This is a genomic window from Xanthomonas sp. WHRI 10204 (assembly GCF_040202875.1).
In the GTDB taxonomy this organism is placed as follows: domain Bacteria; phylum Pseudomonadota; class Gammaproteobacteria; order Xanthomonadales; family Xanthomonadaceae; genus Xanthomonas.
Genome location: NZ_JBEGDW010000004.1, coordinates 198,708 through 211,237, shown reverse-complemented (window position 1 = coordinate 211,237; position 12,530 = coordinate 198,708). Strand labels below are relative to the sequence as shown.

The 12,530-nt window shown below is 64.4% G+C and carries 11 protein-coding genes; all 11 read left to right on the top strand.

Annotated features, from left to right (window positions below):
* Nucleotides 1-5 precede the first annotated feature (5 nt).
* The 11 genes from ABQZ00_RS21185 (at nt 6) to ABQZ00_RS21135 (ending at nt 11,960) form a co-directional block, all read left to right on the top strand.
* Nucleotides 6-1,061 (top strand): TerY-C metal binding domain-containing protein, encoded by a 1,056-nt coding sequence (locus ABQZ00_RS21185; protein WP_115514221.1) that lies wholly within the window; start codon nt 6-8, stop codon nt 1,059-1,061.
* A 3-nt stretch (nt 1,062-1,064) separates the two neighbouring features.
* Complete coding sequence (locus tag ABQZ00_RS21180) at nt 1,065-2,702, top strand: protein phosphatase 2C domain-containing protein (protein WP_323538982.1); 1,638 nt, start codon at nt 1,065-1,067, stop codon at nt 2,700-2,702.
* Nucleotides 2,699-4,231 (top strand): helix-hairpin-helix domain-containing protein, encoded by a 1,533-nt coding sequence (locus ABQZ00_RS21175; protein WP_323518129.1) that lies wholly within the window; start codon nt 2,699-2,701, stop codon nt 4,229-4,231. The genes ABQZ00_RS21180 and ABQZ00_RS21175 overlap by 4 nt, the downstream gene beginning before the upstream one ends.
* Before the next feature lie 90 nt (nt 4,232-4,321).
* Nucleotides 4,322-5,524, top strand: a complete 1,203-nt coding sequence (locus ABQZ00_RS21170; RefSeq protein ID WP_323538981.1) for a TerD family protein — start codon at nt 4,322-4,324, stop codon at nt 5,522-5,524.
* Between the two features lie 109 nt (nt 5,525-5,633).
* Nucleotides 5,634-6,212, top strand: a complete 579-nt coding sequence (locus ABQZ00_RS21165) for a TerD family protein (protein WP_115514217.1) — start codon at nt 5,634-5,636, stop codon at nt 6,210-6,212.
* A 125-nt stretch (nt 6,213-6,337) separates the two neighbouring features.
* Nucleotides 6,338-6,919, top strand: coding sequence for a TerD family protein (locus tag ABQZ00_RS21160; protein WP_115514216.1), 582 nt, complete (start codon nt 6,338-6,340; stop codon nt 6,917-6,919).
* 101 nt (nt 6,920-7,020) lie between these two features.
* Nucleotides 7,021-8,079, top strand: a complete 1,059-nt coding sequence (locus tag ABQZ00_RS21155; RefSeq protein ID WP_323538980.1) for an ATP-grasp domain-containing protein — start codon at nt 7,021-7,023, stop codon at nt 8,077-8,079.
* The gene (locus ABQZ00_RS21150; protein WP_323538979.1) at nt 8,076-9,245 is read left to right on the top strand and encodes a phosphoribosyltransferase domain-containing protein; all 1,170 of its coding nucleotides are present in this window, start codon (nt 8,076-8,078) and stop codon (nt 9,243-9,245) included. The genes ABQZ00_RS21155 and ABQZ00_RS21150 overlap by 4 nt, the downstream gene beginning before the upstream one ends.
* Nucleotides 9,246-10,001: an HAD family hydrolase gene (locus ABQZ00_RS21145; RefSeq protein WP_323526172.1), complete on the top strand. Its 756-nt coding sequence runs from the start codon at nt 9,246-9,248 to the stop codon at nt 9,999-10,001.
* Nucleotides 9,998-11,092, top strand: coding sequence for a cysteine protease StiP domain-containing protein (locus ABQZ00_RS21140; RefSeq protein WP_323538978.1), 1,095 nt, complete (start codon nt 9,998-10,000; stop codon nt 11,090-11,092). The genes ABQZ00_RS21145 and ABQZ00_RS21140 overlap by 4 nt, the downstream gene beginning before the upstream one ends.
* On the top strand, nt 11,085-11,960 hold the full coding sequence (locus ABQZ00_RS21135; RefSeq protein WP_323538977.1) for an HpcH/HpaI aldolase/citrate lyase family protein: 876 nt from the start codon (nt 11,085-11,087) through the stop codon (nt 11,958-11,960). Before ABQZ00_RS21140 ends, ABQZ00_RS21135 begins: the two co-directional genes overlap by 8 nt.
* Nucleotides 11,961-12,530: the final 570 nt, after the last annotated feature.

Here is a 12,530-nt window from a genome sequence, read left to right as displayed (position 1 = left end):
TTGAGATGCGTCGCCTTCCGATCTATTTCCTGCTCGACGTCTCCGAGTCAATGATCGGGGAAAACCTGTATCGGCTCGAAGAAGGCCTGTCGCATATCGTGGCGACGTTACGGACCGATCCGCACGCGCTGGAAACGGCGTGGATTTCGATCATCGCCTTCGCCGGCCAGGTGCGCCGGTTGCTTCCACTGACCGAACTGACGAGCGTGGTCGTGCCCAGCCTGCCGGCGGGCGGTGGGACCTCGCTGGGCCGGGCGATGAACTACCTGATGGACGAGGTAGACGCCTCAGTGCGCCGCAACAGCCCTGAGCGCAAGGGCGACTGGAAGCCGATCGCCTTCCTGATCACCGATGGCAAGCCAACCGACGATATCGCGCCGGCACTGTCGCGCTGGCAGCAGCACTACGCCAGCCGCGTCTCCTTGGTGGCGGTCTCGATCGGGCGCAATGCCGACCTGGGAGTGCTCAGCCAGTTCACCGATGCCGACAAGGTGCTGACGCTCGATGACAGCAGCGACGGTGCGTTCCAGCGCTTCATCGCCTGGGTCACGCAATCGGTACAGGCACGTAGCCGCAGCGTGGGCGATGTGGCCAAGGAAGAGCAGCTGCCTGACGCCGATGTGTCGATCCTGAAGAAGCTCAATCTGGACAAGCCGATGGAGCGCGTCGACGAGTCCAACGCCTACTTCGTGTCAAAGTGCCAGCGTAGCGAATTGCCGTATATCTCGCGCTACGAGCCCATGCATCAATCCTTCGATGTCGGCAGCGCGCAACTCAGTGCCACCACGTATCGGCTGGTGGGCTGCTACCCGGTCAAGAACAGTTATTTCGAGATGTCGTCGGAGGCGCCCAACTTCGCCACGGTGGAGTCGGACCAGATCTTCGGCACGCCAAGTTGCCCGCATTGCGGAAACCGGATCGGATTTGCGATGTGTTCCTGCGGCAATACGTTCTGCGTTGCCGGGGAAGGGGAGCAGACCTGCCCATGGTGCAAGCAACGCGCCTATTTCGGCTGTTTCGCCGATGGGGAATCGGTCGAAATCTCGCGTGCACGGGGCTAGCTGATGTCGCCATTGCCACCACCTGCGCCACCGGCGCGCGCACAGGCGCAGGCCGCCCTGGCCGAGGTGCTTGGCAGCTACCTCCGTCAGCATGGCGTTGCGCCGGAACCGGCCCGGCTCCGGCAGCTGCTGCAGGAAGCGCCGGTGCTGGAGTTGCTGCATTGGCTCGACGCCACCGTCTTGCGCATGGCGCCGCCGCTGGCAGGCGCGTTGGCATCCACGCCCCCGCCCGCTCCCTCCCCGACTGCCGCGACGCAGGTTGCAACAGTACCGAGTCAAGCCGGGCAGACCCCGATCGAGTCGATCACGCTGGGCGAGATGGATGCTCCTGCAGTACCGGCGTCGGCTACTGGCGTGGCGGTCGATGCGCTCTTCGTGGCGCCCGCCACCACCGCAGCCACAACGGCGCTGCGGTGGCGATTTGCCAACGCCACTGCGGGCACGCCGTATCGCGCTCAAGCCACGCCGGTCAGCGATCCGCAGCGGCCCCAACTTCAATACCGCCTGGTGGCCGTGGAGGGCCTTCAGGGAAGCGGCTTGCGCTTCGACGCCGCGGACGGCGTCCTGTCCGGTGTGCCGAGCACCGCCACGGCGACCGGTGAAGAAATGCATTTTGCGGCGCGGTTCGTGGCGGTCGACGCCGCATGGGGCGGCCCAGTGCATGCCGGGGTGGCCAGCCTGCTGGTCAATCCAGACCCGCGCGCGCTGTGGAAGCAGCGCGAGCCGGATGCGGCCTTGGGTCTGCGTAAACCGCATACCGCAACGGCGTACGCGCAGATTGCTGGCGCGCAGGTGGTCGCCGCCAGTGTGCGCGGGCGGTCACACGCCAATACGGCCAGCTTCCGCGAAGACGATTTCGCCATTGCCACCGACCGAGATGCACGCTGGCTGGTCTGCGCGGTGGCAGACGGCGCCGGGTCGGCGCCGCTGTCGCGACGCGGCTCGGAGCTGCTGACCCGGCATGCCGTCACCACGCTGGCGGCGCACCTGGATGGCATCGAATGCTGGGCGCACAACCAGGCGCTGCAGTGGCCGCAGCACGCCGAGGTCCTGCCCCGGCTGCAACCACGTCTGTTGCAGGCCGTGTGCGCCAGCCTGGTCTCGGCCAACCAGGCACTGGTCCAACACGCCAACTTGCTTGGTGTCGATGAAAGTGCACTGGCCTCGACGCTGATGCTGACCGCCGTGCGGCCCTGCGGCGCGCAGCTGCTGGTCCTCAGCTACTGGATCGGCGATGGCGCCGCGGCAGCCTACGACGCTGCCACTGGCCAAGTGCAGTTGCTCGGGCATGCCGACGCCGGTGAGTACTCCGGTCAAACCCGGTTTTTCCTTTCCGATGCGTTAGCCGGCGATCCGCAGGCGGCCGTGCAGGCGCGCTTGCGCTGTGTGTGGCTGCCCGCAGGCGCGAAGGTGATCCTGATGAGTGACGGGGTGTCCGATCCCAAGTTCGGCACCGAGCGTGCCCTGCAGGACCCTGCGCAGTGGCAGCACTGGTGGCAGACCGATATTGCGCCGCAGCTGCACGCTGAGCAGGGCAGTGCACGCTGGTTGGACGCGCTGGTGGACTATCTCGGCTTTTGGTGCCCGGGCGAGCATGACGATCGGACCTTGTTGATGATTCAGACGGAGCGGGTGCAATGAGCGCTGCCATCATCCGGACCACCGCTCACGATGGCAGCGCTGTCGAGTTCTACGACCAGCTGCGCGGCAGTGGCGGGCTGAAGGATTGCTATTTCAGCGTGGACGGCAGCTATGTGGTGCTGTTCTTTCGCCAGCCGCCCGATGCCAACGTGCGCGAGCGGATTGCCAATATCGTTGGCCGTTTCCGCGACGGTATTTTTAATCAGGTTGGTGGCGAGTACTGGAGCGGCATGTTCTGTTGGCCGCAACGTACCCTGGAATGGAATGGCCGCTTCGGCCTGGTTGCGCCGATGTACGCGCGGCATTTCTTCTTCGAACATGGCTCGCGCAATGGCGATGTGCTGCAGATCGTCGGCCGCGAGAAAGAAGGCAAGTGGTTTGCCTCTGCCAATAATCGCAGCAAGTATCTGGATCCGCGCGAACTGGGGAGCTGGGCCAGCCACCTGCGCATCTGCCTGCTGATTGCCCGCGCAGTCCGCCGCCTGCATATGGCCGGGCTTGCGCATTCCGATCTGTCCTACAAGAACGTGCTGGTCGATCCGGTTGGCGGCAACGCCTGCATCATCGACATCGATGGGCTGGTGGTGCCAGGGAAATATCCGCCGGATGTGGTCGGGACGCCGGACTTCATTGCGCCGGAGGTCGTCGCTACCGCCAGCCTGCCCAAGCACGACCCGCAGCGGAGCCTGCCCTGCATCCAGACCGATCTGCATGCGCTGGCCACCCTGATTTACATGTACCTGCTGTATCGCCATCCATTGCGTGGCGGCAAGGTGCACGACCCGGATGCCACGCGCGACGAAGAGTTGGCGATGGGCGAACGCGCGCTGTTTGTGGAGGATCCGCAGGATGCGTCCAATCGGGTGCGGTTGAGCGATGTGCGCAGCAGCGAACTGCCTTGGGCCGATACCGCCACGCGCCCGTATACGCTGACAGGCCCCTACCTGTCGCCGCTGTTTCTGCGCGCCTTTACTGTCGGGCTGCGTGATCCGCAGCAGCGGCCGCAGGCCTCGGAGTGGGAAGACGCGCTGGTGCGCACCGTCGATCTGCTGCAGCCATGCACCAATGCCCGGTGCGAGCAGGGGTGGTATGTCTTCGACAACACGTCGCGGCCGCGCTGTCCGTTCTGCTCCACGCCCTATCCCAATGCGTTGCCGGTGCTGGATCTATATTTCTCCACGCACACGCCCGGTCAGTTCCGGCCGGAAAATCATCGTTTGGTGGTGTACACAGGTCAGTCCCTGTTTCCCTGGCATGTCAATCGACATGTCGCGCCCAATGAAAAGCTGGCCCTCGAGCAACGGCGACGCGTGGGCTACTTCGTGCTGCACGAGCAGCGCTGGTATCTGGTCAATGAGGCGATGCCCGAGCTCTACGATGCGTCCGGCGGCATGCTGGTCCCCATCGGCGAGAAGGTGGAGCTGACGCAGGGGCGGCAGCTGCTGCTGTCGCGCGCGGAGGGTGGGCGCCTGCTGCATGTGCAACTGGTCCAGGCCGACGCGGGAGCCAATGCCGCTGCGGTTGACTAGACCTGCGGGGCAGGTCACTCTTTCGACCTGCGGATTGCACACCGGCTGCGCCGGTGTAGCGGTACAGCGTAGACAGGCCAGGGAGGGGCAGTGACGAATCTACAGATCGGACAGAACATCGCCCTTGAGGGCGACCGCCTCGACGCGCAGATCATGGTCGCTGGCGCGCCTTCCGGCATGGACCTGGACGTCAGCGCGTTCGTCCTGAACGCCCAGGGCCAGGTCATCGATGACAGCGCTTTCGTTTTCTATGGGCAGCCGAGCTTTCAGGCAGGCGCAGTCACGCTCGATGCCGCCGCGCGGCGGGTGAGCGTGCAGCTGTCGGCATTACCGGCAGCGGTCGAGCGCGTGGCCGTTGCGATCACCATCGATCAGGGGATACGGCGTGCGCAGCGCTTTGCGCAGCTGCAGCATCTGACCCTGGAGGTGACGGGCGGTGGCCAGGCCTGCAGCTTTGCCCCGCCGCTGGTCGGCATGGCAGAGACGGCGTTGATCCTGGCCGAGTTCTATCGGCGCAACGGCCAGTGGAAGCTGCGCGCGGTGGGGCAGGGATTTACCGGGGGGCTGGGCCCGCTGGCAAAGCATTTCGGCGTGGATGTGGCTGACGATCCGGACGCGACCACTACCACTACCACTACCACCAACACGTCTGCACCTGCACCTGTACCTCCAGCTGTGCCGCCGCCTGTGCCGGTCGCCCCGCCGCCGCCGGTAAATCTGTCCAAGATCGTGCTGGAGAAATCCAAGCCGGTCGCACTGGAGAAAGCGTCAGGCAAGTTTGGTGAGATTGCGGTCAACTTGCGCTGGAGTCGCGGTGGTGGCCTGTTTTCGCGTGCCATCGATCTGGATCTTGGCGCGATGGTGGAAATGCAGGACGGAGACAAGACGGTCATCCAGGCGCTGGGCGGCAACTTCGGCAGCCTGGCGCAGATGCCGTACGTCAAGCTCATGGGCGACGATCGCAGCGGCAGCTCCGGTCAAGGCGAATTCCTGCACCTCAATGGCGATGAGTGGTCGCGCATCAAGCGCGTGTTGATCTTCGCCTTTATCTACGAGGGCACCCCCAATTGGTCCAACGCCAATGGCGTGGTGACCATCCGTACCCCGGGCCAACCTGAGCTGGAAGCGCGCCTGGACAGCCCGAACAATCGCGACGGCATGTGCGCCATTGCCCTGCTCGAAAATAGCAACGGCACCCTTCGTGCAACCAAACAGGTGGAATATTTCACCGGGCACGACACGATGGATCAACGGTTCGGCTTTGGTTTTGAATGGAGAGCCGCTCGCAAGTAGCCGGTTTGTCGCGTCCGGCGGGCGCTGCCGTGTGTCCGTGGACGATCACCCGCGTTTCCCAGGAACCGCAAGGTTCTGATTCTTACCCCGTAAATCTAAGGAGTTCAGTATGAGCGTCAGTCTTTCCAAGGGCGGTAACGTCAATCTCAGCAAGGAGGCACCTGGCCTGAGCGAAGTGGTTGTGGGCCTGGGCTGGGATCCGCGCGCCACCGACGGTAGCGAATTCGATCTGGATGCCAGTGCATTCCTGCTCAAGCCGGACGGCAAGGTGCCCGACGACAGCAGCTTCATCTTCTACAACAACAAGACCTCCGCGGACGGTTCGGTCGTGCATCAGGGCGACAACCGCTCCGGCGCCGGCGAAGGCGATGACGAGCAGATCACTGTCGCGCTCAACGGCGTCCCCGCCGCTGTCGACAAAGTGTCTTTTGCAGTCACCATCCACGAGGCCGAAGGCCGTCGCCAGTCGTTCGGCATGGTGGGCAACGCGTACATCCGCGTCGTCAACAAGGCCGACAACAAGGAACTGGCGCGCTACGACCTGACCGAAGACGGCTCCACCGAAACGGCGATGATTTTCGGCGAGCTGTACCGCAATGGCACCGACTGGAAGTTCCGTGCGGTTGGCCAGGGTTTCAAGGGTGGCCTGGGTCCGCTTGCTGCACAGTACGGCGTCAACATCGGTTGATTCCGCATGGGTCGCTGCGTTGGCGCAGCGGCCACGAAGATGGATCATCAGTGGCCGCGCGAATGCAGATTCGCGCGGCCACCTTCACACCGGGCCCGGCTCGGTGATGACTCAAGGAGACTGCAATGAGCGTTAGTTTGAGCAAGGGACAGCGGATCTCGCTGAGCAAGGAAGGCGGCGCACAGCTGACCAAGGTGGTCATGGGGCTGGGTTGGGATGCAAAGAAGACCAAGGGGTTCTTGGGGTTTGGCCAGCGTGACCAGTCGATCGATCTGGACGCCTCGTGCCTGATGTTCAACGATGCCAATCAGCTGGTCGACCAGATCTGGTTCCAGCAATTGGACTCGCGTGACGGCAGCGTTCGACATACCGGCGACAACCGCACCGGTGATGGCGATGGCGACGACGAGCAGATCGTCGTGCAGTTGGACAAGATTCCGACCGGAATCAAGAGCCTGGTGTTCATCGTCAACAGCTTCACCGGCCAGAGTTTTGCGGAAATCGAAAACGCGTTCTGCCGCCTGGTGGATGCCAACGGCAACAAGGAAGTCGCACGCTACAACCTGTCGTGCCAGGGCAATCACACTGCCCAGCTGATGGCCAAGCTGTATCGCCATGAAAACGACTGGAAGCTGCATGCCATCGGCGAGTCCTGCTCCGGCCGCACGTTCCACGACATGCTGCCGGTCATCAACGGCCAGCTGTAAACGGTTAGTTGTAAACATCCAGGACGGCTGCCGCGCCTGCGGCGCCGTCCTTATCGGTCGGCACCATGCGCGGGGCCGCGTTTGATCTTTCGAGTATCCGTATGTCACTTCCCCACGCACGCGTCTGGTTCAACCGGCACTACGCGACTATTGCGCGCATCATCGATCATCTTCGTGGCGAGGCCGAGCCACTGCCGATCTGGACATGCGTCTCCCATCGGCAGGAGAACTTCCGCGGCTTTGCCCGTGCCGACCATGCCTTGCTCGAACCTGCGGGCCTGAACCCGGCTGACTATCTGCAGTGGTGCTACCAGGTGGTGCAACAGCTGCAGATCACCCACCTGGTGCCCGGCTACGAGCAGAGCCTGCTCACCCGCCACCGCGCGGAGTTTGCGGCGCTGGGCTGCCAGATCGTGCATGCGGCGCCTGCGGACATCCTTCCCAACCTGCATCACAAGCAGTGGGTCTACGCGGCAGTGGACGGGTTGGTACCGCTGCCGGAGTACCGCTATGTAACCACGCTGCCGGAGGCAGTTGAGGCGATCGAGCAGCTGAGCGCAAATGGGGCGGTATGCGTCAAGCCCACCGTGTCGGTATACGGCAAGGGCTTCTATCGACTGGTGGACGCGATCGAGCCGAGCACCTATGCCTGCAGCCCGCAGGAGTGGATCGGGCGCATGCAGCGCCTGCCCGAGTTTGAGCCGCATCTGGTGATGCGCTATCTGCCCGGTGTGGAGTACAGCGTGGACATCGCCGCGCGCGATGGCGAGGTGCTGGCATGTGTGGTGCGCCAGAAGGATCCCAACAGCAAGGTGCAGCAGCTTTCCATGCGCGCGGATCTGGTGGGCTTTGCCACCGCGATGGTGAAGCGCTTTGGCGCCAACGCGCTGATCAACGTGCAGTTCAAGGACGACATCGCTGGTGCGCCGATGTTGCTGGAGATCAATCCGCGTGCGGCCGGCGGGATCGGCATGAGCTGCATGTCCGGCATCAATCTACCGCATATTGCGTACCGCGCCTGCATCTTCCCCGAATTGCCGGTGCATGTTCCTGCGCCGCGCCTGGGCATTCGAGTGACCGAGATCTCGCTCGCGGTGGAGCTGCCCGATGCGCATCCCTTGCCTGGCACGGTGATGTCGAAGGTTGTGGTCGACGCATGAGCACGCTGCAGGTCACCTTGCCCACCGGCACGTTGCACTGCGCCGGCCAGCCCGGCAATCGCCGTGCGCTGACCGATATCTGTGGCGTTGGTGCGCGCCGCAATCCCAAGCGTGGCTTCGTCTTCGTCTCCAAGGTACTGGGCAAGCATTGGCCCGCCTCGCCGTCCACGATGGCGCAAGTGCAGGCCGAGCTTGCGGCGCAGATTCCGGTGCCGGCCGATGAGATGGTCTTGTTTGTGGCGCTGGCCGAAACCGCAACCGGTCTGGGTCACGGGGTGTTCGAAGCGTTCCTGCAACGCGCCGGCAGCCGGGCGATGTTTCTTCAGACCACCCGCTACCCGCTCGACGGCGCGCAGGTGCTGCGCTTCGAGGAAGAACATAGCCATGCCACCCAGCAGTTTCTCTACCTGCCCGAGTCGCCCGCGCTGCGTGCGGCGCTCGAACAGGTGAGCACGGTGGTGCTGGTGGATGACGAGGCGACCTCGGGCCGGACCTTCCTGAACCTGGCAACCGCCTTGCGAGCGGTGTGCCCGCGCCTGCGCACGGTACACCCGGTGGTGCTGACCGATTTTTCCGAAGGCCGCGTGCAGGCGTTGCTGTCCGCGCTGCCAGGTATCGCCGAGGTTGCGCCGATCTCGCTGTGGTCCGGCACGCACCGTTTCGAACGTGATCCTGGGGCTGTGCTGGCACCGGCACCGGTGGCCTACGCAGCGGTGGCCTGCCGTCGGCAGCATGTCAGCGCCTACACCGCCCGCCTGGGCCTGGCCGCCGCCATCGCGCTGCCGGACGTGCTGGTGCAGGCTTGCCATGCGGCGCTGGACCAGCGTCCGGTCCTGGTGATCGGTACCGGCGAATGCATGTATCCGGCGCAACGGCTGGCGCAGGCGCTGGAAGCGCTGGGTCATGCGGTGGTGGTGCAATCGACCACGCGCTCGCCGCTGATGCAGGCCGGCGCCATCGACGATATCGCCATGGTGGAGGACGTGTATGGCGAGGGGATTCCCAACTATCTCTACAACCTGACGCGTTCCCCGGGCGCGGTGCGGATCGTGGTGCACGAAAGCCGCGAGCGCGCCTGCGTTGATCGACTGGTGCAGCAGCTGCAGGCCATCGAAGTGGATCTGGTCGAGCAGCGGGTCACCACGCCGATGCAGGCGGTGGCCTAGATGTATCAGGTGGCCTTGGTCGATCTGGACGACACCCTGTTTTCGTCGTTGCGCAAGCAGCCGCAGGCAGAGGGGCTGGAGCCGGCGGCGTTGTTGGTCGATGGCACCGCGGTGAGCTACACCTCGCCGCGCCAGCGCGTGTTCGCGCAGTGGCTGCGGCAGGCCGATCTGGTGGTGCCGGTCACGGCGCGCACGCTCGATACGTTCGCGCGCGTGCTGCTGCCTTTCCACGGCCCGGCGATCGTGGCCCATGGCGCCACCATTGTGGATGCGCAGCGGCAGATCGACCCGGTGTGGGCAGCAACGATCCAGACCCAGATGCAGGCACAGCTGCCGGTCCTGCAGCAGCTGCAACAGGCCTTGTCGGACCGCTTCGGCGATGCGCTGGAGGTCAGCATTGCCGGCGCGCCGCAGCAGCCGGCGTATCTGGTGGCGCGCGAGCCTTCGCGCGACGAACAGGCGGTGCGCAGGATTTCCGACCAGGTCATCGCGCCATGGGTGGCGCAGCATCCCGGATACACCCATCACGTCAACGGACGCAATCTGGCGGTGCTGCCACCGTGCGTGGACAAGCGACTGGCGGTGCGGTATCTGCTGGATGGGCTACGCCAGCAGCATGGCGAGCTGTTCGTGGTGGGAGCAGGCGATAGCGTGACCGATCTGCCGTTCCTGTCGCTGTGCGATCTGGCGATCGTGCCCACCGGGTCGCAGGCCTGGGCGCAGGTGCGTGGCCTGGTTGACGGGGCGCACGCATGACATCGGTCGGGTTTTCGGGCAGCTATGCGCCAGGTGATGTGACCTTCCTGCTGACCCAGATCGCCGTCGCGCCGATGGCGGATCTGCAGGAAAAAGAACGCTTGATCCAGGGGGGGCACACGCATTATTCGGAAATGCTGACGCCGGAGCAGTTGCCAGCTCCGGAATACTTGGCCTTGTTCCGCAGTGCCGTGGCGCGTCATCTGCCCACCATGGCGCGCGACCTGCTGCAACTGGCGAGCGCGGTGCGGCAACGGCATGCGCGTCCGGTGCTGGTATCGCTGGCGCGTGCCGGCACGCCGATCGGGGTGGCATTGCGGCATGTGTTTGCCAGCCGCTGGGGCATGGACGTGCCGCATTATTCGATCTCGATCCTGCGCGGCCGTGGGATCGACCGCGTGGCGCTGGCCCACCTGTGCGCGCAGCACGATCCGGCATCGTTGGTGTTCGTTGACGGTTGGACCGGCAAGGGAGCGATCACCGCCGAATTGCATGCCTCGGTGGCGGGCTTCAATGCCGCGCAGGGCACGCAGGTGTCGTCAGATCTGTTTGTGCTGGTGGATCTTGCCGGGTGTAGCGCCGGCCACGGCTCAACCGAGGATTATCTGATTCCGTCGGCCATTCTCAATGCCACCGTGTCGGGCCTGGTCAGCCGTACCGTGCTCAATGCCAGCATTGCCCCCGACCAGTTCCACGGCTGCGTGCTGTACCAGGACCTGCGCGCGGGCGACATGTCGCAATGGTTCGTTGCGCAGTTGCTCCAGGCGGCAGCAGCGCTGCCTGCGCCGGTGCATGATGGCACCGCGCAACCGGCGCAACGTCGCGCGGCTGCACTGCGCTGCACCGATAGCCTGCACCAGTTGCGCGCGGCATTTGCGGTGCGCGATGACCACTGCCTGAAAGTGGGCATTGGCGAGACCACCCGGGCAATGCTGCGACGTGCCCCGCGCGCGCTTTGCCTGCAACGCCCGGACGATGCCGATACCGCTCATCTGCGCTGGCTGGCGCAGACCCGCGGGATTGACGTAAACATTCTTTCCAGCCTGCCATTGAAGGCGGCTGCGGTCATCAAGGATCTGCGACATGTCTGAAGCCTATCGGTTGGGCGCCTCGCTGTACGTGCCTGCGACCAACGACAATCTTTCCGAAGTGCTGTCGGGACGTCAGTTTCCGCAGGCGCGTTCGCTGATCGCCTGCACCGAGGATGCGGTGTCGTCCACCGACTTGCCGCATGCGATGAGTCACATCCGACGCACCTTGTCGACCTTGCCACCACGGTCGCACGGCCCGCTGCGGTTCATTCGTCCGCGCAATGCCGAAGTGCTTGGGCAATTGCTGGCGATGCACGACATCGACCGCGTACACGGGTTCGTGCTACCCAAGATCGATACCGACACGCTGGCCGCTTATGAGCGGCAGCTGGCCGATCACGATTTTTGCATCATGCCGACCCTGGAGACGCCGCAGGCGATGGACCCGTTGGGGCAGCGCGAGATCCGTGGCTGCCTGCAGGGCAGCCCGTTGAGTTCGCGGGTGCTGGCTGTGCGTATCGGCGGCAACGACCTGCTGAGCATGCTGGCAATGAAGCGGGTACGCGGCACCACGATCTACGACACCCCGGTGGGCCTGGTCATTCAGCAACTGGTTCTGGCATTCCGGCCGTACGGCTTCCAGCTCACCGCGCCGGTCTACGATTTCTTCGACGATCCGCAGACATTGCGGCGTGAACTTGCCATCGATACCGCGATGGGGCTGGTCGGCAAGACCGCGATCCATCCGATGCAGATCCCCGTGATCGAGGACGGGCTGCGGGTTAGCGAGGAAGACTTACGCGCTGCGCGCGAGGTGCTCGGCGCCACCACGGCCGTCTTCAAATCCAATGGCGGCATGGTCGAGAAGGCCGTTCACACCCGCTGGGCGCAGGCCATCATTGCGCGACAGGCGATCGTGGCGCTGTGAGTCAGTGAGTCGTGGCTGGCCAGTCAGGCCAGCAGGACAGGTGCAGGCTGTGCGTCTAGGCTGGCTGGATCAGCCAGGTGCGGTCCCTTGCTGAGTGCAGGGGCGCTTACAAAACTGTGACCGCCTGCCACCAGTGCGTGTGCGGCAGCCAACCCAACCGAACCCAACTGGTCAGCAAAAATGCCCGTTTGGGCCTTGACTGCGCAGTCGAATTGGCGGGTCCTGCGGCCTAGCGACGACCGTTCGTCAGACAGTGCTTTGTGCCACAAGGGTTTGCGGTTTTTTCCTACATTTGGTGTTGACCCCTCCCAGCTACCCCACTATCTTGGGGGAGTCGGTGGTTGGCTGCCCCAAGCAGCTGGACCTGAAAGAGCACGAACTGCGGTAGGTACGCGGTCGATCAGCCTCCTCGCCGCAACCGCATTCGGTTTCATCCAGTCATCCAGGGCAGCGCCGTGGAGCGGACTGCGTGGGCTGATGGGGTTGCGGTTGTTTCGCCACTGACCACCACGCGACAGCACACCGCGCGGTGGCGGCCGTGGAATCTCCGGTAAGGAGATGGCTGGTGAT

What these genes read in the sequence shown, in the direction of transcription:
- ABQZ00_RS21140 (WP_323538978.1), top strand. Translation starts at nt 9,998, where the DNA reads ATGACATCGGTCGGGTTTTCGGGCAGCTATGCGCCAGGTGATGTGACC.
- ABQZ00_RS21165 (WP_115514217.1), top strand. Translation starts at nt 5,634, where the DNA reads ATGAGCGTCAGTCTTTCCAAGGGCGGTAACGTCAATCTCAGCAAGGAG.
- ABQZ00_RS21175 (WP_323518129.1), top strand. Translation starts at nt 2,699, where the DNA reads ATGAGCGCTGCCATCATCCGGACCACCGCTCACGATGGCAGCGCTGTC.
- ABQZ00_RS21185 (WP_115514221.1), top strand. Translation starts at nt 6, where the DNA reads ATGCGTCGCCTTCCGATCTATTTCCTGCTCGACGTCTCCGAGTCAATG.
- ABQZ00_RS21160 (WP_115514216.1), top strand. Translation starts at nt 6,338, where the DNA reads ATGAGCGTTAGTTTGAGCAAGGGACAGCGGATCTCGCTGAGCAAGGAA.
- ABQZ00_RS21150 (WP_323538979.1), top strand. Translation starts at nt 8,076, where the DNA reads ATGAGCACGCTGCAGGTCACCTTGCCCACCGGCACGTTGCACTGCGCC.
- ABQZ00_RS21155 (WP_323538980.1), top strand. Translation starts at nt 7,021, where the DNA reads ATGTCACTTCCCCACGCACGCGTCTGGTTCAACCGGCACTACGCGACT.
- ABQZ00_RS21145 (WP_323526172.1), top strand. Translation starts at nt 9,246, where the DNA reads ATGTATCAGGTGGCCTTGGTCGATCTGGACGACACCCTGTTTTCGTCG.
- ABQZ00_RS21135 (WP_323538977.1), top strand. Translation starts at nt 11,085, where the DNA reads ATGTCTGAAGCCTATCGGTTGGGCGCCTCGCTGTACGTGCCTGCGACC.
- ABQZ00_RS21180 (WP_323538982.1), top strand. Translation starts at nt 1,065, where the DNA reads ATGTCGCCATTGCCACCACCTGCGCCACCGGCGCGCGCACAGGCGCAG.